Annotated in this window: 19 protein-coding genes and 1 pseudogene; 9 read left to right on the forward strand and 11 right to left on the reverse strand. The window is 73.6% G+C overall.

Features of this window, described 5'->3' with window-relative positions:
* The first annotated feature begins 533 nt into the window (after positions 1–533).
* From I4I78_RS15470 to I4I78_RS15485, 4 genes are all read left to right on the forward strand, one after another.
* Positions 534–1,280, forward strand: coding sequence for a glycosyltransferase family 2 protein (locus I4I78_RS15470; protein ID WP_308252134.1), 747 nt, complete (start codon positions 534–536; stop codon positions 1,278–1,280).
* Between the two features lie 69 nt (positions 1,281–1,349).
* Positions 1,350–2,450 carry a glycosyltransferase family 2 protein gene (locus tag I4I78_RS15475; protein ID WP_308252135.1) on the forward strand — a complete coding sequence of 367 codons (1,101 nt, stop codon included), beginning with the start codon at positions 1,350–1,352 and terminating at the stop codon, positions 2,448–2,450.
* The gene (gene trmB / locus I4I78_RS15480; RefSeq protein ID WP_308252136.1) at positions 2,443–3,225 is read left to right on the forward strand and encodes a tRNA (guanosine(46)-N7)-methyltransferase TrmB; all 783 of its coding nucleotides are present in this window, start codon (positions 2,443–2,445) and stop codon (positions 3,223–3,225) included. Before I4I78_RS15475 ends, trmB begins: the two co-directional genes overlap by 8 nt.
* Positions 3,226–3,349: 124 nt before the next feature.
* Entirely contained in the window at positions 3,350–4,483 is a 1,134-nt protein-coding gene (locus I4I78_RS15485) for a nitric oxide synthase oxygenase (RefSeq protein WP_218612038.1), read from the forward strand.
* Between the two features lie 57 nt (positions 4,484–4,540).
* Here I4I78_RS15485 and paaI read toward each other — a convergent pair whose 3' ends face one another.
* Entirely contained in the window at positions 4,541–4,987 is a 447-nt protein-coding gene (gene paaI, locus I4I78_RS15490) for a hydroxyphenylacetyl-CoA thioesterase PaaI (RefSeq protein ID WP_226379783.1), read from the reverse strand.
* Between the two features lie 66 nt (positions 4,988–5,053).
* On the opposite strand from paaI, the gene I4I78_RS15495 reads away from it, so the two are divergent.
* Entirely contained in the window at positions 5,054–5,758 is a 705-nt protein-coding gene (locus I4I78_RS15495) for an NYN domain-containing protein (protein WP_226379784.1), read from the forward strand.
* Complete coding sequence (locus I4I78_RS15500; RefSeq protein ID WP_308252137.1) at positions 5,755–7,122, forward strand: amidohydrolase family protein; 1,368 nt, start codon at positions 5,755–5,757, stop codon at positions 7,120–7,122. Before I4I78_RS15495 ends, I4I78_RS15500 begins: the two co-directional genes overlap by 4 nt.
* Positions 7,123–7,132: 10 nt before the next feature.
* Here I4I78_RS15500 and I4I78_RS15505 read toward each other — a convergent pair whose 3' ends face one another.
* On the reverse strand, positions 7,133–8,377 hold the full coding sequence (locus I4I78_RS15505) for a D-arabinono-1,4-lactone oxidase (protein ID WP_218612025.1): 1,245 nt from the start codon (positions 8,375–8,377) through the stop codon (positions 7,133–7,135).
* A gap of 523 nt (positions 8,378–8,900) precedes the next feature.
* Complete coding sequence (locus I4I78_RS15510) at positions 8,901–9,305, reverse strand: hypothetical protein (RefSeq protein WP_218612026.1); 405 nt, start codon at positions 9,303–9,305, stop codon at positions 8,901–8,903.
* Positions 9,306–9,855: 550 nt separating this feature from the next.
* Here I4I78_RS15510 and I4I78_RS15515 point away from each other — a divergent pair.
* Positions 9,856–11,457, forward strand: coding sequence for an SDR family oxidoreductase (locus I4I78_RS15515; RefSeq protein ID WP_218612027.1), 1,602 nt, complete (start codon positions 9,856–9,858; stop codon positions 11,455–11,457).
* Between the two features lie 33 nt (positions 11,458–11,490).
* Here the strand turns inward: I4I78_RS15515 and I4I78_RS15520 are convergent, their stop codons facing one another.
* The 3 genes and pseudogenes from I4I78_RS15520 to I4I78_RS15530 all read right to left on the reverse strand — a co-directional run bounded on the left by I4I78_RS15520 (position 11,491) and on the right by I4I78_RS15530 (position 14,137).
* On the reverse strand, positions 11,491–12,462 hold the full coding sequence (locus I4I78_RS15520; RefSeq protein WP_218612028.1) for a M56 family metallopeptidase: 972 nt from the start codon (positions 12,460–12,462) through the stop codon (positions 11,491–11,493).
* Between the two features lie 116 nt (positions 12,463–12,578).
* Positions 12,579–12,920 (reverse strand): annotated as a pseudogene (locus I4I78_RS15525) (BlaI/MecI/CopY family transcriptional regulator); the annotation flags it as partial.
* A gap of 77 nt (positions 12,921–12,997) precedes the next feature.
* Positions 12,998–14,137, reverse strand: a complete 1,140-nt coding sequence (locus I4I78_RS15530) for a class I SAM-dependent methyltransferase (protein ID WP_226379786.1) — start codon at positions 14,135–14,137, stop codon at positions 12,998–13,000.
* 340 nt (positions 14,138–14,477) lie between these two features.
* Between I4I78_RS15530 and I4I78_RS15535 the strand changes: the two genes are divergently transcribed.
* Complete coding sequence (locus I4I78_RS15535) at positions 14,478–15,068, forward strand: dTDP-4-dehydrorhamnose 3,5-epimerase family protein (protein ID WP_218612030.1); 591 nt, start codon at positions 14,478–14,480, stop codon at positions 15,066–15,068.
* Between the two features lie 162 nt (positions 15,069–15,230).
* Positions 15,231–15,557, forward strand: a complete 327-nt coding sequence (locus I4I78_RS15540; protein WP_218612031.1) for a DUF3040 domain-containing protein — start codon at positions 15,231–15,233, stop codon at positions 15,555–15,557.
* Positions 15,558–15,603: 46 nt separating this feature from the next.
* Here the strand turns inward: I4I78_RS15540 and dnaB are convergent, their stop codons facing one another.
* From dnaB to rpsF, 5 genes are all read right to left on the reverse strand, one after another.
* Complete coding sequence (gene dnaB / locus I4I78_RS15545) at positions 15,604–17,022, reverse strand: replicative DNA helicase (protein ID WP_218612032.1); 1,419 nt, start codon at positions 17,020–17,022, stop codon at positions 15,604–15,606.
* 595 nt (positions 17,023–17,617) lie between these two features.
* Positions 17,618–18,064 carry a 50S ribosomal protein L9 gene (rplI, locus tag I4I78_RS15550; RefSeq protein WP_218612033.1) on the reverse strand — a complete coding sequence of 149 codons (447 nt, stop codon included), beginning with the start codon at positions 18,062–18,064 and terminating at the stop codon, positions 17,618–17,620.
* A 43-nt stretch (positions 18,065–18,107) separates the two neighbouring features.
* Positions 18,108–18,344, reverse strand: a complete 237-nt coding sequence (gene rpsR, locus I4I78_RS15555) for a 30S ribosomal protein S18 (RefSeq protein WP_130293583.1) — start codon at positions 18,342–18,344, stop codon at positions 18,108–18,110.
* A gap of 61 nt (positions 18,345–18,405) precedes the next feature.
* A complete protein-coding gene (locus I4I78_RS15560; protein WP_218612034.1) occupies positions 18,406–18,954 on the reverse strand; it encodes a single-stranded DNA-binding protein in 549 nt (182 codons plus the stop codon).
* A 10-nt stretch (positions 18,955–18,964) separates the two neighbouring features.
* Positions 18,965–19,279, reverse strand: coding sequence for a 30S ribosomal protein S6 (gene rpsF / locus I4I78_RS15565; RefSeq protein ID WP_218612035.1), 315 nt, complete (start codon positions 19,277–19,279; stop codon positions 18,965–18,967).
* Positions 19,280–19,570: the final 291 nt, after the last annotated feature.

Below are 19,570 nucleotides of genomic sequence, written 5' to 3' on the forward strand. Positions count from 1 at the left end.
GGCTTCGAGCGCCGCGATCCGGTCGTCGAGTTCGTCGATCCGGGCGTGCAACCCGGGCGTCGTGTCCGGGACGGGCGTGTCCCGGCCGTCGGTGCAGGTCGTCATGGGCGCAGTCTCGCCGCGACCCGCTCCTGCGCGGATGCGTAGGACTACGGCCGTGCACGCCCGGTCATGATCGATCCGGACGAATCACCGGAGCGGAGCAACCCCCGCCGCCCCCGGGCGTCTCTACGTATGGGTTCGCCGAAGATGTCGACACGAAAACCGCAACCAGACCGTGACTCCGTCGTTGGATCACCAGAGCGGACCTGTATGGAGGAAGTGTGAGCGCCGTTACGCCCGCCCGCCCGGCCGTCACCCCTGACTCGAACGCGCCTGCGCGTCCGGGACAGCCGACCGGCACCGGTGTGGCACAGACGCCCTTCCCGGGCCCGTCCGGACACCGGACGACCCCCTCGAAGGAGACGGATGCCCCGGAGGGCTTCCGTCGGCCCCGACCGCGCCCGGCTCCTCGGCGCACCCCGAACCCCGCCGTGTCGGTGATCGTGCCGACCCGCAACGAGGCCCGGAACCTGGAGATCGTGCTTCCGGCGATCGCCGCGGTCCGGCCCGCGGTGCACGAGGTGATCGTGGTGGACGGCAACTCCACCGACAACTCCGTCGCGGCCGCGCGGCGCACGCTGCCCTGGGCCCGGGTGATCACCCAGACCCGCAAGGGCAAGGGCAACGCCATGGCCTGCGGCTTCACCGCCGCCACCGGCGACGTCATCGTCATGTTCGACGCCGACGGTTCGGCCGACCCGGGCGAGATCCCGGCGTTCGTGTCCGCGCTCGTCGCCGGCGCCGACTTCGCGAAGGGCAGCCGGTTCCGCAAGGGCGGCGGCAGCGACGACATCACGCTGCTGCGCAAGACCGGCAACGCCGGTCTGAACGGCGTCGCGAACCGTCTGTTCGGCACCGCCTACACCGACCTCTGCTACGGGTACAACGCCTTCTGGGCCGACCTCGTCCCGCAGCTGGAGCTGCCGGACCCGGCCATCCCGCAGCCCGAGGACGGCTCGATGATCTGGGGGGACGGCTTCGAGATCGAGACCGTCCTGAACTGCCGGGTCGCCGCGGCCGGGCTGAAGATCACCGAGGTGCCGTCGGTCGAGCGCGAGCGCATGTTTGGCGAGACCAACCTGCGGACCTTCGCGGACGGCACCCGGGTGCTGCGTACCCTGGCGGCAGAGCACCGGCGCGCCGAGCGTCGGCGCAAGGGCTCCGGCTACGCGCGCTAGCGACCGGTCCTGTCGGTCGCGGGCTCCCCGGGGCCGGAGACATCCGTGCACGTCAGGAGTGAGTAGTCCGTGAACGCTGTGCCCCCCGGCGCCGAAGGTCGCAACGGGTCCGTGAACGACCGCGGGACCACGGTCACGGCGAGCGTCGTGGTCTGCGTCTACACCGAGAAGCGGTGGGACGACATCGTCGACGCCGTCGCGTCGGTGGCCGCGCAGGACGTGGCGGCCACCGAGACGATCGTCGTCGTCGACCACAACGACGCGTTGCTGGTGCGGGCCGGCCAGGAGTTCACGCCGCACGGGGTCCGGGTGATCCCGAACCGCTTCGCCCAGGGCCTGTCCGGGGCCCGCAACACCGCCGTCGCCGAGGCGACCGGTGAGGTCGTGGTGTTCCTCGACGACGACGCGTCGGCCCGCCCGGGCTGGCTGCGCGCCCTGCTCGCGCCCTACGCCGACCCGTCGGTGATCGGCGTCGGGGGTGTGGCGCACCCGCGCTGGCCCACCCGCCGTCCCTCGACGCTGCCGGGTGCCGCGCCGCGCGACCCGAACGCCACCGGGGAGCTCGACTGGGTGGTCGGGTGCACCTACACCGGTCAGCCCACCGAGCGCGCCGAGGTGCGCAACCTGATGGGCTGCAACATGTCCCTGCGCGCCGAGGTGTTCACGCGCGTCGGCGGGTTCGCCGAGGACATGGGCCGGATCGGGAAGAACCCGCTGGGCTGCGAGGAGACCGAGCTCTGCATCCGCGCCCGGCAGGCCTACACCGCCGACGGCCGCAGCCCCAAGATCATCTTTGAGCCGCGGGCCGCCGTCGACCACCGAGTCAGCTCCGACCGCGTCGAGTGGGCCTACCTGCTGCGCCGCGGCTGGGCCGAGGGCCTGTCCAAGGCGGCCGTGTCGAAGGTCGTCGGCACCGGGGACTCGCTGTCCACCGAGAGCAGCTACACGCTCAAGGTGCTCCCCGGCGGCGTCGTGCGTGAGCTGCGTGACAAGAACCCGGCCTCGGCCGCGGCCATCGCGGCCTGCTTCGCCGTCACCGCGGCGGGCTACGTGCGCGGGCGCCTGCCCGGCGCCACGACGCACGTACGTATGCCGGCCGCCGGTACCCGGCCCAGCGGTAGCCAGCACAGCGATGCCCGGCACAGCGGTACCCAGCACAGCGGTGCCTGAGACGGACGAGCGCCGGTCTCCGCGCGCGCCGGGCTCCCGGATCCGCAGCTTCGTCCACCAGCGCAACCGGCTCTCCGACGGACAGCAGAACGCCTGGGACCGCTGGTGGCCGGAGTACGGCCGCGACGTCGACGACGTCCTCGCCGACGTCCTCGCCGACGGTGCGCCCTGGGACCCGCACGCCTGGTTCGGCCGCGACGCCCCGGTGCTGCTGGAGATCGGCTCCGGGATGGGCGAGACGACCGCGGCGCTGGCCGCCGCCGAGCCGGGGACCGACCACGTCGCCGTCGAGGTCTTCGAGCCCGGGCTGGCGCAGCTGCTGATGCGGATCACCGATGCGGAGCTGGGCAACCAGCGCCTGCTGCGCGGTGACGCCGTGGACCTGCTGGAGGGTGCCGTCGCACCGGCCTCGCTGGACGGCATCCGGGTGTACTTCCCGGACCCGTGGCCCAAACGGCGCCACCACAAGCGCCGGCTGGTGGCGCCGGACTTCGCCGCGCTGGCTGCGTCCCGGATCCGGGACGGCGGGACCCTGCACCTGGCCACCGACTGGCCCGACTACGCGGACCGGATGCGGGAGGTCTGCGCAGCTCAGCCCGCCTTGCGCCTGCTGGACGAGAGCGCACCCGGCAGCGGCTGGTCACGCCGCCCGGACTGGCGCCCGATGACCAAGTTCGAGGCCCGCGCAGTATCCGAGGGGCGTCCCGTCCGCGATCTGCTTTACACGATCGTGCGCCCCGGAGCCACCGATGACTTACGGAGCGTCACCGGGTAAGAAGTAGTGCACCCCAACTCGGACCCCCGCCGAGTGACCACGGAGGACATCTGTGACGACGGTGGAAACGCCCTGCCCGGTGCTCGGTCCACCTCGCCCGAGCCCCGGGCCGCAGCGCCCGGTGATGCCGGCGCGCTCGCAGCCCGGCCGGCCGGCCGGCGCCGCGCCGGATGCGGTCGACCCGGCCCGGGCCGAGGAGTTCCTGCACCAGGTCTACGCCGAGACGAGTCCCGCGATCCCGTTCGCGGCCCGGCTGCGCCAGGTGCGCACCGAGATCGAGCGCACCGGGGTCTACAGCCACACCAACCACGAGCTGACGTTCGGTGCGCGGGTGGCGTGGCGCAACTCCGCGCGCTGCATCGGCCGGCTGTACTGGAAGTCGCTGCAGGTCCGGGACCTGCGCCACCTGCACGACCCGGCGGACGTCGCCCAGGAGAGCGTCGGGCACCTGCGCGCGGCCACCCGCGACGGGAAGATCCGCTCCACGATCACGGTCTTCGCCCCGGACGGGCCGGGCCGGGCCGGCCCGCGGATCCGCAACGACCAGCTGATCCGCTACGCCGGGCACCGCGACGCCGACGGGAACGTGACCGGCGACCCGGCGCAGGTCGCGTTCACCGACCACGTGGTCTCCCTGGGCTGGCCCCGGCCGGAGCCGCGCGGCCGCTTCGACGTGCTCCCGCTGCTGGTCACCGGCGGCGACGGCCGGTCGCGGCTGTTCGACGTCCCGCCGGACGCGGTGGAGGAGGTCCCGCTGAGCCACCCCGAGCTCGACTGGTTCGCCGGGATGGGCCTGCGCTGGCATGCGGTGCCGGCGATCAGCAACATGCCGCTGGAGATCGGCGGCGTGCACTACCCGGCCGCGCCGTTCAACGGCTGGTACCTCGACACCGAGATCGGCGCCCGCAACCTCGCCGACCGCGACCGCTACGACCTGCTGCCGGAGATCGCCGAGCGGATGGGCCTCGACACCCGCTCGGTGCGCACGATGTGGCGCGACCGCGCGGCGATCGAGCTGGTCCGGGCCGTCACGCACTCCTACGACGAGGCCGGCGTGACGATGGCCGACCACCACACCGAGTCCGAGCGGTTCCTGACCCACGTGGCCCGGGAGAACGAGGCGGGCAGGCGGTGCCCGGCGGACTGGAGCTGGATCGTGCCGCCGGTCTCCGGCGGGCTGACCCCGGTGTTCCACCGCTACTACGACGAGCCGGACCCGGAGCTGCGCCCGGCGTTCCTCCCGCCGCACGGCATCTGAGCCCCCCGCACGGCATCCGACCCCGCGGACGGCCTCTGCCCCGCGGACGAACGGGGGTCAGGGTTCGACGCGGGGCGGCGGGGCCAGGCCCGGCACCCGGCGCGTGCGGCCGCGGAACTCCGCGACGACCGTTCCGTCGCCGGTGCGCACGCTGACGTCGTAGAGCCCGGAGCGCCCGGCCAGCGCGCGCTCGGTCGCGGAGGCGGTGAGCTCGTCGCCCAGCGAGGCGGGGCGCAGGAACGCGATGTCCGCACCGGAGGCCACGGCCGAGGTGCCGTAGCTGTTGCAGGCGTGCGCCATCGCCGTGTCGGCCAGGAGGAACAGCACCCCGCCGTGGCAGACGCCGTGCCCGTTGACGTGCTGTCCGGCCACCGTCAGGGCGGCCGTCGCGTGCCCCGGCCCGATCTCGACGATCCGGACCCCGGTCGAACGGGCCGCGGAGTCCGCAGCCACCATCGCCGCCGAGGACTCCCGGGCCACCTGCTGCGCGTCCGTCGTGCTCATGACGACCAGTCTGGCCGACGCCGACCGCCGGGGCGGACACCGGACGTGCGGCGATAGGGTCGGGGCATGACAAGCGGGGGACCCTTCGGCAGCTCAGATGCTCACTCCGCCGGCGCTGCCCCCGGTGCGGCACCCCGTCCGGGTGGCGCCGCCACCGGCTCCGAGCCCGGTCCGCCGCCGCGGGTCCTGCTGGTCTGGGACGCCCCCAACATGGACATGAGCCTCGGCTCGCTGCTCGGTGCCCGCCCGACGTCGGCCTACCGCCCCCGCTTCGACGCCGTCGGGCGCTGGCTGCTCGATCTGGCCGGCCCCGAGGCCGAGGCCGAGGCCTGCGTGTTCACCAACGTCGCGCCGGGCAGCGTGGAGACCGTCCGGCCGTGGGTGGAGGCGCTGCGCAACGTCGGCTTCGCCGTGTTCGCCAAGCCCAAGACCCACGACGACTCCGACGTCGACGACGACATGCTGGCCCACATCGACCTGCGGGCCGGTGAGGGACGGCTGCGGCACCTGGTCGTGGCCTCCGGCGACGGGCGGGCGTTCCGGGAGCCGCTGGAGAAGCTGAACGAGGCCGGCACCGACGTCTCGGTGATCGGTTTTCGGGAGTACGCCGGGTTCGCCCAGGTCTCCGACGTGATCTCGTTCCTCGACCTCGAGGACATCGACGGGGTGTTCCGCGAGCCGTTGCCGCGGGTCACCCTGGACGCACTGCCCGACGAGGGTGCCTGGCTGCCGCCGTTCCGCTCGCTGCGGTCGCTGCTGGACCGCCGGTGAGCACCTCGCCCACCCGGCAGGGGTCCGGGGCCGCCGCGCCCACGGTGCAGCGGCTGAGCGCCCCGGTCGGGCTGAGCTGCGGGCCGGGCTTCCCGGTCGTGCGGGACGCGGTGCTCGACGTCGACGCGGCCGGCCGGATCGCGTTCTTCGGCCGCGCCGTCGACGCCCCCGCCACCGACGCGACCGTGCGCCCGCTGCCCGGCCTGCTGATGCCCGGGATGGTCAACACGCACTGCCACACCCCGATGTCGGTGCTGCGCGGGATGGGCGGCGACCTGCCGCTGATGCCGTGGCTGACCGGAGTGATGTGGCCGGCGGAGGCGCTGCTCACCGAGGACGACGCGCACGCCGGGATGCTGGCCGGCTGCCTGGAGCTGCTGCGCACCGGCTGCACGACCAGCGTCGAGATGTACTTCTTCACCGACGCCATCGCCGACGCCGTGCGCACCGCCGGGTCCCGCGCCGTGCTCACCCCGGGGATCATCGCCGCGCCCGGGTGGGACCGTCTCGGCACCTGGGAGCAGATGCGCGACGACGTCTCGGCCCGGATCGACGCGCACGGGCTCGTCCCGGACGCCGACGGCCGGATCGAGTACGGCTACGGCCCGCACTCGGCCTACACGCTGCCCGCCGAGGCGCTGGGCTCGGTCGGCGAGCACGCCCGGGCCCGTGGCGCACTGCTGCACACCCACGTCGCCGAGTCGCTCGGCGAGGACGCGGACCTGCGCGCCGCGCACGGCTCGGTCCCGGCCCTGCTGGAGCAGACCGGGACGCTCGGGGGGCGGGTGCTGGCCGCGCACTCGGTGCACCTGTCCGACGCCGACGTGGACACCTTCACCCGGCACGGGGTCGCCGTCGCGCACTGCCCGGGCTCGAACTCCAAGCTCGCCGCCGGCACCGCGCGGCTGCTGGACCTGCGCCGCGCCGGGGTCCGGGTCGGGCTGGGCACCGACGGCCCGGCGTCCTGCGACGACATGGACATGTGGCAGCAGGCCCGCCTGGCCGGTCTGCTGGCCCGGGTCGGCGCCGACGACGCGGCCGCGCTCACCGCCGCCGACGTGCTGCTGATGGCCACCGCGGACGCCGCGGCCGCGATCGGGCGCGACGACCTGGGGGTGCTCGAGGCGGGCCGCTGGGCCGACGTGGTGCACGTGGACACCGACGACATCGCGTTCGTCGCCCCGGACGACGACGCCCAGCTGGTCTCCAACCTGGTCTGGGCCGGCGGGTCGCGCCTGGTCCGGGACGTGTGGGTGTCCGGGGAGCAGGTCGTCTCCGGCGGCGAGCCGACCCGGTCCGACCGGCGCGCGGCCGTGTCCGGCGTCCGCGCCGTGTCCTCCCGCCTGCGTGCCGCCCTGCTCTGAACCGGCTCGTTCAGGGCCCGAGGACGCGCTCCAGGTTCGGGTCGGTGAAACGGCGGTCCGGGTCGTACTCGTCGCGCACCCGCTGGAACTGCGCCCATCCCGGGTAGGCGACCGCGAGCTCGTCGGGGCCCCACTCGTGCCGTGACGTCCAGGCCGGGCGTCCGGCGACGTTCTCCAGCACCGCACCGGCCAGGCGCCGCAGCGGCTCCTGGGAGGCGCGGGTGCGGATCCTCAGCCACGCGGTGTCCCGCCCCTGGGCCGGGTGCAGCAGACCGGTCTCCGCCGCGCCGAGGCGCACCCGCACCGGGCGCTGCAGCTCCATCCCGCGGGCGCCGGCCGCCGCACCCAGCTCGCGCAGCGCGCCGCCCAGCGCCGCGGCCGGGATCGCCCACTCCGCGGTGTCGGGGTCCCACGGCTGCGGGTCCGGCAGTACCTCGTAGGGCCGCCCCTCGGTCCCCGCGGTCCACCGGGCGGGCGGCGGCCAGGAGGCCCACGGCGGGTTCGACGCCAGCCGGGAGACGGCGCGTCCCCACGCCTCGGCGCGGACCGCGGCCCGGGTCGTCACGGTGCCCTCCGCCCGGGTCGGGGCCGGGGCCCGGTCCGGGTCCACCGGGTCCGCCCAGCGGCTGACCACCTGCCCCGAGGGCACCGCGACGTCGAGCTCGGTCCAGGCATGCGCCCGCAGCAGCTCCTCGTCGAGCGCCTCGTCCAGGCGACGGGCCTGCTCGTGCACCTGCAGGCGCTCCAGCTCCACGGTGCGCAGCTCGACCGCGGTGAGCACGCCGAGCGCGCCCAGTCCGCAGCGCACCGCGTCCAGCTCCGCGCCCTCCACGGTGCGCACCACACCCCGGCCGTCGACCAGGCGGGCGGAGACGACCTGCGCGGACAGCGATCCCTCGCGCGGCCCACCGCCGTAGACGCCCATCCCGACCGCGCCGCCGACGGTCGCGCCTGGGGCGTCCGGCACCACGGCCAGGCTGCGGCCGGACGCGGCGAGCTCCGCGAACAGCGAGGCCAGCCGCTCCCCGGCACGGACCAGCACCCGGTCCCGCGCGACGGCGACCACGCCGGTCAACGCGGAGCAGTCGAGCAGCAGGTCGGTGGTCCGCACGAGCGCCCCCGGGATGCGCGCCGAGGCTCCGGTCGGACGGACCGTCGCCCCACGCTCGCCGGCCCGCCGCACGGCGGTGACCACGCCGGCCTCGTCCAGCGGACGATCGGTCCGGCGGGGCCCGTCGGTCGGGTTCGTACTCACCCGAGGGAGCTTAGGACGCCCGGGCCCCGCCCGCGGGCGCGCGCCGCGGCCGGTCGTCGCAGGCATCTCGTATCGGGCTCCCGCGGTGCGCGGCTCGTCCGTCTCCGTGACCAGGGTCCCGCAACTCGGGTTGCGGCCCCTCTTGTGGCCGATGCGGAGCCTCGATACCGTCACCGTCCGTGGCGATCTTGTCGTCACCGCGTGGCCGGGTCGAGGACCGCGGCCGCAGCCGGGGCCACCGCGCCGAACCGCGCTCCCCACGGTTCGACGGGTCCCCGGACGTCCGGCGCTCCCCGAAGGCGCCGGGCACGACGCGCGAAGGCCGGTACCCGTGACGGCTCCTCTTCCGTCCCGGGCACCGGCCCTCGCCTTGCGTGCTGACGACCCTGCTCCCCAGCCGGTCGTCCGCATCCCGCGGGCCGAAGCACCCGCGAGACGTTCCGTGTCGGTCACACCGCCCGTGAGGGGTGGACCGCGTCGGGTTCGACGGCCCCCGCCGTCGTCCCGCCTTGCTGCCGGCCGGTCAGGCCGGGGTCGAGAGGCGGTGCCGCCCGGCGCCGCCGAGAAGCTCCGCGATCGCCCGCCGGTCCGCGGCCCGCTCCGCGTCACGGCGACGCCGCGTGGTCCCCTGGGCCGGGACCGGGGCGTGCAGCGGGTCGGAGTGGAAGGCGGCGAGGTCCTCGGCCGTCCGGCTCACCGTCGGGCGGTGCACCGAGCGCACCGCGCGGCCGGCGCTTCCGGCGTCACGCCGCTGGCGGCTGCGCCAGCCGCCGACGGTCAGCGAGTGGAAGATCGGGGTCTCCTCCGCGATCTCCTCGTGCATCTCGTGCTTCCCGGGGAAGGGCCAGGCGTCGGTCCCGGAACCCGCGAGCGCGGCGCGCCGCCGGCTGACCGCTGCGTACAGACCCTTGTCGTCGTGTTCGTACACCCGCCGTACCTCCTGCATCCCGTTCTCCCGTTGCCAGCGTGTGCCTCGCGGAGATCGCCTGTACGTCGTATTCGTCGTACCGCCGTTCGGCCCACTCACTCGGACAACGGGTGACACTCAACGGTGGAAACGGCTTCGGTTCGACCGTTACAGCGATTCCGTCATCACCCCTCGTACGGGTGGCGTCACGGTCCGACACACCCACCGCAGGTTCGCTGACAGTACGCAGCGTGACACCTAATGGAGCAGTGAGTAACCAGCGCCCGGACGCCCACCGGGCGCGGCGGCACCGGAACCGGGCGTCGGGACGCCGATCCGGCCCCGGACCGTCGATCTTTCCGGGTGATCTCACACTCCGGCTCCGCCACCGACCCGATCCGGTGGCCGGCCGGGCCTCCGGGCGTCAGTCACACGGGTGTGGTTCTACGGCGGGTGATCATTCGTCCGGTTTGCTGCTCCGAGCCGGGCACGAGGCTCCGCCGTCCGGACCGGCGCCCGACCGGCTCCGCGCACCGGGCGCCACCGGCGGCGGAGGTGGACAATCGGCGACGTGCGATACCTGATCACGGGCGCGACCGGATACATCGGCGGACGGCTGGCCCCGCGCCTGCTCGGCCGCGAACCGGGGCAGGGCACCGCGGGCGCGCCGGGGGACGCCGACGTCGCGGTGCGCTGCCTGGTGCGCAACCCGGACAAGCTGCGCGACGTGCCGTGGGCCGCGGACGCCGAGATCGTGCAGGGCGACCTGCTCGACGCCGACAGCGTGCGGCGCGCATGCGCGGACGTCGACGTCGTCTACTTCCTGGTGCACTCGCTGTCCGAGTCCGGCTTCGCCGCCACCGACCGCCGGGCCGCCCTGATCCTGGCCGAGGCCGCCCGCGAGGCCGGCGTGCGCCGGATCGTCTACCTGGGCGGGCTGCATCCGGACGCGGACCCGGCCGACCTCTCCGCGCACCTGGCGTCGCGGGTCGAGGTCGGGGAGACGCTGTTGCGCAGCGGCGTGCCGACGGTGGTGCTGCAGGCGGCGGTGATCCTCGGGTCCGGGTCGGCGAGCTTCGAGATGCTGCGCCACCTGACCGAGCGGCTGCCGCTGATGGTGACGCCGAGCTGGGTGCACAACCGGGTGCAGCCGATCGCGGTGCGCGACGTTCTGCGCTATCTGGTCGATGTCGCCGCCCTGCCCGGGGAGATCAACCGGACGTTCGACATCGGCGGCCCGGACGTGCTCACCTACCTGGAGATGATGCAGCGCTACGCGAGCGTGGCGCAGCTGCCGCGACGCCGGGTGCTGCCGGTGCCGCTGCTGACCCCGCGGCTGTCCGCGCACTGGGTCAACGTGGTCACCCCGGTCCCGAAGTCGATCGCGAAGCCGCTGATCGAGTCGCTGGTGCACGAGGTGGTGTGCTCCGAGCAGGACATCCTCTCGCTGGTGCCGGACCCGCCGGAGGGCCGGATCGGCTACGACCGGGCCGTCGGGCTGGCCCTGTCCAAGATCAGTTCGGGGGACGTGGAGACCCGCTGGTCGGGCGCCACGTCCGCGGACGTGCCGTCGGACCCGCTACCCAGCGACCCGCAGTGGACCGGTGGCAGCGTCTACCTCGACGAGCGCGAGCAGGACAGCACGGCCGATCCGGCGCAGCTGTGGACGGTGATCAAGGGCATCGGCGGCGAGCGCGGCTGGTACTCGTTCCCGCTGGCCTGGTCGGTGCGCGGGTGGATGGACCGCCTCGCCGCGGGCCCGGGGCTCAGCCGCGGCCGGCGCGACCCGGACGACCTGCACACCGGGGACGCGCTGGACTGGTGGCGGGTGGAGGCGATCACCGAGGGCGGTGGCACCGCGACCCCCGGGTCCGATCGGCTGCTGCGGTTGCGGGCCGAGATGAAGGTCCCGGGCCAGGCGTGGCTGGAGATGTCGGTCGTGCCGCGTCCGGGCGGGTCGACCTACCACCAGCGGGCGGTGTTCATCCCGCACGGACTGCCGGGTTACCTGTACTGGTGGTCGGTGGCACCGTTCCACGGGATCGTGTTCGGCGGGATGGTCCGCAACATCACCCGCACCGCGGAGCGGGCGCGACCCGGCGGGGCCGACACGCCGTCGAGCCGCCGTCCGTCGTGGCTGCGCTCCCGGCGCTCCGACCGCACGGCCGCCTGAGGCCGCCACCGTGTGGCATCCCCGCGCAGGCGATCAGGTGAGGGCGGTCGCCGCGGCGGTGAGCACCGACAGCGACAGCAGCAGTGCGCTCGCGGCGAGCACCGGCGTCGCGGCGAGCACGGTGCCGAGCAGGCCGCAGCGGGTGACCCGCGCCGTCGCCGACGGGGTCTGCGCCGCTCCGGCGAGGCGGCGCAGCCGCACGTCGACGGCCTCGCGTGCCATCGCCAGCGCCCGCTCCGGGGTGCTGGCGCCGGTGAGCACCATCAGCGCGTTGCGGACGGCGTCCCGGCCGCAGTGGCGCACCGCGCTCAGGTCCGCGGCCAGCTCGACCTGCTCGCGCAGTGCCACCGGGGCCTCGGCCAGCAGACGCACCACCGGGAACGCCCGGGCGAGCACCTCCACGACGGCGATCAGCAGGTGGTGCCGGCCGCGGACGTGCGCCCGCTCGTGCGCCAGCACGGCGGCCACCCCGTCCTCGGCCATCCGGGCCCGCAGGCCGTCGGTCAGCACGACCGCGCCGCCGTGGCCGCCGTAGCTGAACGCGGCCAGTCGGTCCGAGCGCAGCCACAGCGTCGGCGGGCCGCCCGCCGGGCACCGGTCGATCTCGGCGAGCACGCGCAACACCTTGAGCGTGCGGCCGACCTGACGGCGGGCGCGGACGAACTCCCGGACCGCGACCACGGCCAGACGCCCGAGCAGCAGCACCAGCACGGCCGGCGCCACCCAGCCCGCCGCCCGGTAGAGCAGCAGGTCCGGGGCGTTGGCCACGGCGAACCACCAGGGACGGCGCACCAGATGCGCCAGCGGGGTGTCCACCGCCCCGTGCGGGAACGCCATCAGCAGCAGCCCGGCCACCGTGGTCGCGAGCACGCCGGCGATGGCCAGGAACCAGCCCACGATCACGGTCACCGGATCGACGGCGCGCTCGGCCGTGCGCCGCAGCAGGTGCGGCGCGGCGAGCGCCACGATCGCGGCACCGAGCAGCAGCGTCACGGCGACCGTCATCGCCGGTCGCCCCCGTCCCGATCGGCCCCGTCCCGGTCGGCCCGGCCCTGGTCGCCCAGGTCGCGCCGGTCGTCCGGGTCGCCGCCGTCCGACGGCGGATACGTCCCGGCGGCCGCGAGTGCGTCGCGCAGCAGCTCGGACTCGCGCTCGGAGGCGGATCGGACGAAGTGCAGCAGGACCGCCTCGGCGTCCTCGGAGGAGTCGAGCAGGTCCCGCAACGCCCGGGCGGTGACCTCCTCGCGGGAGGCGACCGGCCGGTAGAGATATGCCCGGCCGTCCAGCTCGCGCCGCACCCAGCCCTTGCGGTGCAGGTTGTCCAGCACGGTCATCACCGTGGTGTAGGCCAGCGGACGCCCCGGGGCGAGCTCGGCGCGGACGTCGCGGACCCGGCAGGGGTCGACGGAGCGCCACAACACGTCCATCACCGTGGCCTCGAGCTCACCGAGTCGACCTCGCATCTGCCCTCCCGGGTCAGACACTATCCCGGTGACAGGCTCCGCGATGATCCGGTCACAGGTCGACGCGGGCGCGACGGTCACCGTGCGGCGCTCAGCTCGAGCACCCGCGGAGCCGGGTCGAGCAACACCCATTGCCCTCCGGCGGACTCGACCCCGGAGACCGTGTCGCGCACCTCGTCCACGAGCTCGGTGAGAAACAGCAGGACCCGGTCCGGACGGGCCGCGACGAGCTCGTCGGGCGAGACCACCGGTATGTCGGTCCCGGGCATCCGCCTGCCCTGCTTGGTGGGCGACGCGTCCCCGATCATGCGCAGCAGACCGGAGTCCAGGCCCGCGCGGCAGACCAGCGGCACCGACCGCGACGCCGCGCCGTAACCGGCCACCGTGCGTCCCGCGGCGCGTTCGCCGATCAGCCACTCCCGTAGCTCGCGCGCACCGGACGCCGCACGCTGCAGGCCGGCCAGGGCGGCCGGATCGGTCACCCCTGCCGCCCGCTCGGCGTCGATCAGGCCCACGGTGGCCGCGTCGGGCTCCGGGTCGCGCCGGACCGTGAGCAGCACCGTGCCCCCGGACATGGGGTACCACCACGCCCGGTGCACGCCGAGCCCCATCCGGTGCAACGCCTCGTCCAGCGCCGGCAGGGACCAGTACGCGTAGTGCCCGTGCCGGAGGTCGTACCACTGCCTCTCGGCGAGCACCGTGCCCAGCGAGAGCATCTGCACCACCAGCGTTCCGCCGGGGGCGAGCGATGCCGCCCGCAACCGCAGCGCCGCCTCCTGGTCGGGCTCGTGCAGGAGCCCGTAGAAGTCGACGACGAGGTCCGCCGGCCGGCCGGACACAGCGGACGGGACCGGCGTCATCCCGTGCGCGGCCAGCCGGGGCAGCCACGACTCCCCGTGCGGGCTGCCGAACTCCACGACCGTCCGGCGCGGACCGACCAGGCCCTCGACCTCGAGGCGGGCGATCGAACGGTCGCTCTGCTCCGCGACGGCGCGGGGCTCGACGGCGAACAGCTCGTCCACGCTCTCGGCGTCGCACCGCAGCTGGGCCAGGGAGCAGGACCGGCAGAACCACATCTGCAGGTCGAACTCCGGGTCCGGGAGCGGCGCGTCGGCCCACGGCATCCGGTCCCAGGACGGCTGCCGGCCGAGGTCCAGGACCACCTCGCCGTCCGCGCTCCCGCAGGACCGGCAGTGCATCACCGCGTCGTCCGGCATGGCCACCTCGATCCGGTTCCGGTGTGCGTCGGACGTCCGACCCGCGCCCGACTGGCGCGATCCCGCTCGACTACTGAGGATAGTAGGTGAGACGGCCGGAGTGGACGCTCCGGGTTCGGACCGCGCGATCCGGCATCTCCGACCACGCAGCGTGCACCCACACGGAGCATTCCTCTCGCGGAACGTGACCGTCGGCTGGAGCATTCGTTGTGGTCACTGAGCAGTGCCGGTGGCGCGAACGTCGGCGCCGACGTCGTGACGGCCGGCATCGACGCCCGCTGGTACGACGGTGGGTAGTGATGTGGTCCGGGCACGCCCGGACAGGACTCGGAGGTCAGGTATGCAGGTTCACCGGACGGTCATCGACGGTGTCGTGCAGTTCGTCCCGGCCCCGCACCCGGACGCCGACGACTTCCACACCGCGACGCTGGACGCCGCGATCGCCGCCGCGAACGGTGTCGACACCAGCCGGTTCATCCAGGACTCCCAGTCCCGTTCGGTACGCGGTGTCATCCGGGGCATGCACGGCCGCACCGGGGCCGGCGAGTCCAAGCTCGTCCGCTGCGCGCACGGCGCGATGCACGACATCGTCATCGACGCGCGCCCGGGCTCTCCGACGTTCGGCCGGGTCGCGTCGTTCCTGCTCGACGACACCGACATGCGCCAGCTCTACATCCCGGCGGGATGCCTGCACGGGTTCCAGGCCCTCACCGCGACCGTGGACACCTGCTACCGGATCGACACCCCGCACGACCCCACCGAGGACGTCTCGGTCCGGTTCGACGACCCCGACCTCGCGATCCGCTGGCCGCTGCCGGTCGGCACGATGAGCGAGAAGGACCGGGCCGCCGGCAGCTGGACCGAGCTCTGCGCCCGTCTGGGTGCCGACCCCCGCCGCCGTACGGACGCGCTCGGGCTGACCAACTGGTAGCACCGCGGGGCGCGCCCGTCCCCGTCCGGACGGTGCGGCGAACCCCACGGAAAGGTCACGATCCGGTCACGTAGCATCGGCTGCAGGCTCGGCCCGGATCGACGATGCCCCAGGACAACCGGCCTCCCGATGCGACCGTTGCCCATCCGAGGGGTTCCAGACGTGCTCAGTGACCGTGAACGCCGTGATCTCGACCTGATCGAACGGCAGCTCTGCGACAGCGACCCCCGCCTCGCGGCACGGTTCCGGTCCCTGGGACGCGCCCGACCGGTCCGGATCCGTCCGGACCGGTCCCGCAGCGGCTCGCACCGGTCGATGCACGGAGCCGGTGCTCTGCCCTGCGTGATGCTCGCCGCCGGGCTGATCATGCTCCTGGCCGGGGCGGCCGCCGGGGCGATGACGGTCGTCGTGGCCGGGATGGTGATCGCCGTCCTGACGCTCGGGATCGCCGCGACGTCCGCGACGACCCGCGGACCCGGCTTCGCCTGACCCGTCCCGGCCCACCCCGTCCCGGCCGCGGGTGACCGGCCGCGGATCAGCCGTGCGCGAGGTCGGTGAACCGGCTGTAGTGCAGCTGGTGCGCCACCGTGATCGTGTTCGTGGGCCCGTTCCGGTGCTTGGCCAGGATCAGGTCCGCCTCACCGGCGCGCGGGTCGTCACGCTCGAACGCGTCCGGGCGGTGCAGCAGGATCACCATGTCCGCGTCCTGCTCGATCGATCCCGACTCACGCAGGTCCGAGAGCATCGGACGCTTGTCCGTGCGCTGCTCGGGGCCACGGTTGAGCTGGCTGATCGCCACCACCGGCACCTCGAGCTCCTTGGCCAGCAGCTTGATCTGCCGGGAGAAGTCCGAGACCTCCTGCTGGCGGGACTCGACCTTGCGGCCCGAGGTCATCAGCTGCAGGTAGTCCAGGATGATCAGCTTCAGGTCGTTGCGCTGCTTGAGCCGCCGCGCCTTGGCCCGGATCTCCATCAGCGTCAGGTTCGGCGAGTCGTCGATGTAGATCGGCGCCTCGGAGATCTCGCTCATCCGCCGCGCCATCCGGGTCCAGTCGTCGTCGCTCATCCGCCCGGCACGCATGTCCGCCAGCCGGATCCGCGCCTCCGCCGAGAGCAGGCGCATGACGATCTCGGACTTGCTCATCTCCAGCGAGAACACCGCGCTGGTCATCCCGTGCTTGACCGAGCAGGACCGCGCGAAGTCCAGCCCCAGCGTCGACTTGCCCAGACCCGGCCGGGCGGCGACGACGACCATCTGGCCGGCGTGCAGGCCGTTCGTGCACGCGTCGAGGTCGACGAACCCGGTCGGCACGCCCAGCGCCACCCCGCCCCGGGACGCGATCGCGTCGATCTCGTCCATCGTGGGCTGCAGCAGCTCCTCGAGCGCGACGTAGTCCTCGCTCGTGGTGCGCTCGGTGACCTCGTAGATCGCGGCCTGCGCCCGGTCCACGACCTCCTCGACCTCGCCGCCCTCCGAGCCGTGGTAGCCCAGCTGCACGATCCGCGTGCCGGCCTCCACCAGGCGCCGCAGGATCGCCTTCTCGCCGACGATCTCCGCGTAGTAGGCCGCGTTCGCCGCGGTCGGCACGGTGGCGATCAGGGTGTGCAGATACGGCGCACCGCCCAGGCGCACCAGCTCACCACGGCGCTGCAGCTCCGCGGACACGGTCACCGCGTCCGCCGGCTCGCCCCGGCCGTAGAGGTCCAGGATCGTCTCGTAGACCGTCTGGTGCGAGGGCCGGTAGAAGTCCTCCGGCCGCAGCACCTCGACGACGTCGGCGATCGCGTCCTTGCTCAGCAGCATCCCGCCGAGCACCGACTGTTCCGCCGTGAGGTCCTGCGGCGGCTGGCGGTCGAACGCCGGCCCGGCACCGCCCTCACGGCCGCTCTGCGACTGTTCGCCGTCGCGGACCGCTCGTGGCCGTCCGGCCGGACGGTCATCCGTCAAGGCCATACGCAGCGTCACCCCCGGGACTCATGGTATCGAACATCGGTTCGACGTGCCGGGAACGGCACGCCGGGCGTCCGACGACGATCGACGGCCGGACCGCGCGGGCGTGCGGAGCCTCCGTGCGGGCCGACCGGGCGAGGTTAGGTCGCCGCCGCGCCCGCGATCAAAGCGCGCTGTGCACGGTCCTGGGGATGGGATGTGCATGGAGGTGCACGTTGCCTGGAGTACCGGGGGACCGGCATGTGGACAGTCTGGGGACAACCTGCGGAAAACCGCGATAGGCGCAGTTCAGAGGCATGGGGACAGCTGTGGACAAGACGGTGCGGCGTGTCGGGACCGAGCCCCGGATCAGCGTGTCGGAGCCCGACATCGACCGTTCGCCGCCCGGCGCGTCCACAGGCCCGTCGGCCGAAGTCCGCGTCACCTCACGGCGTGTCGCTGTCCCCGGCGCCACGTGGTTGATCTCCCCCGGACGTGTCCGGAACCGCTACTGCCGGTGTCGGACAACGCAGAAGGGCGGGGCCGGGAGCTCTCGCTCCGGGCCCCGCCCCTCATAACGCTCGGTGTTCGACAGGTCACCGCCTGCCGAACTCCTCGATCAGCTCGCGACGACCGCGATCGGCAGATCGGTGGTGACGTCCGGGTGCAGGCGGACCTGCACCGAGTGCTTGCCGATGGTCTTGATCTGGCCGGGCACGTCGACCGAGCGCTTGTCCAGCGTCGGGCCACCGGCGGAGCGGACCGCGTCCACCACGTCGGTCGGGGTGACCGAGCCGAAGAGCCGCCCGCTGTCGCCGGCCTTCGCCGGGACGGTCACATTGAGCTCCTTGAGCTGGCCGTCGACCTGCTGGGCGTGGCCCAGGTCGCGGATCTCGCGGGTCTTCTGCGCCCGGCGGATCTGCTCGACCTGCTTCTCCGCGCCACGGGTGGCGACCACCGCGAGGTTGCGGGGGAGCAGGTAGTTGCGGCCGTAGCCGTCCTTGACCTCGACGATGTCGCCGGGGGCGCCCAGGTTCGGCACGTCGGCGTTCAGGATGAGCTTCATCGAACGCCCTCCACAGTGTTGATGTTCACTCCGCAAGCTCCGTTCAGCGGGCGGTCGAGGTGTACGGCAGCAGGGCGACCTCGCGGGAGTTCTTGACCGCGACGGCGACGTCCCGCTGGTGCTGACGGCAGTTACCGGTCACCCGGCGGGCACGGATCTTGCCGCGGTCGGAGATGAACTTCCGCAGCAGGCCGGTGTCCTTGTAGTCGATCGCCTGGCCCTTTTCCTTGCAGAACGCGCAGACCTTCTTCTTCGGCTTGCGCACGATGGCCTTGGCCATGGTGGGGTGCTCCTGATGGATCTGGTGCCGCCGTCACCGGCGACAGGGAATGGTCTGTTCTCTAGAAGGGGGGCTCGTCGTCGGCCGCCGGGCCGCTGCCGGCCGGCGGGGCCGAACCCCAGGGGTCGTCGTAGCCGCCACCGCCGCCGGAACCGCCGCCCTGCTGGGCGCCGCCTCCGCCGCCGCTGCTGCCGCCACCGTCGAAGCCGCCTCCGCCGCCACCGAAGCCGCCGCTGCCACTGCCGCGGCTGACCTTGTTGACCTTGGCCGTGGCGTAGCGCAGGGAGGGGCCGACCTCGTCGACCTCCATCTCCACGACGGTGCGCTTCTCGCCCTCACGGGTCTCGAAGGAGCGCTGGCGCAGCCGGCCCTGCACGACGACCCGCGCACCGCGGGTCAGCGTCTCGGCGACGTTCTCCGCCGCCTGGCGCCAGACGTTGCAGCGCAGGAACAGCGCGTCGCCGTCCTTCCACTCGCCGGACTGGCGGTCGAAGGTGCGCGGGGTGGACGCGACGGTGAAGTTCGCGACCGCGGCGCCGGACGGGGTGAAACGCAGTTCCGGGTCGGCGGTGAGGTTGCCGACCACGGTGATCACAGTTTCGCCGGCCATGATCGCCCCCTCAGCTCGCGACGGGCGCCGGGGTGCGGGTGACGTCCTTGCGCAGCACCTTGGTGCGCAGCACGGACTCGTTGAGCCCCAGCTGCCGGTCGAGCTCGGTGACCGTGGCGGGCTCCGCGGTGATCTCGACGACCGCGTAGATGGCCTCGGCCTGCTTGTTGATCTCGTAGGCGAGACGACGCTTGCCCCAGACCTCGATCTTCTCGATCGAGCCGCCGTCCTTCTTGACGACGGAGAGGAACTGCTCCAGCGACGGCTGGACGGTGCGCTCGTCCAGGCCTCCGTCGAGAATGACCATGACCTCGTAATGACGCATGAGAACCACTCACCTCCTATGGACTGTAAACGGCCACGGCCGTGTGCCGTGGCAGGAGGTTCTCAGTGCCCCCCGACAGAACCGGCTCACATGAAGTGCCGGGCCAGGGGACCGGACGAGGTTACCAGCGCCGAACCCGCACCCGACCTGCGGGTACACCACGACCGCACCCACCCGCCTCCCACGCCGCCGACACACCGCCGTCCGCACGCACCCGACAGCGCCTCGAGGGGAACCTTCGGGACGGTCGGGTGAGCGATGGGACCCCTGGGGACATCGTCACCCGCCTCG

The organism is Pseudonocardia sp. KRD291, from assembly GCF_019263595.1.
In the GTDB taxonomy this organism is placed as follows: domain Bacteria; phylum Actinomycetota; class Actinomycetes; order Mycobacteriales; family Pseudonocardiaceae; genus Pseudonocardia.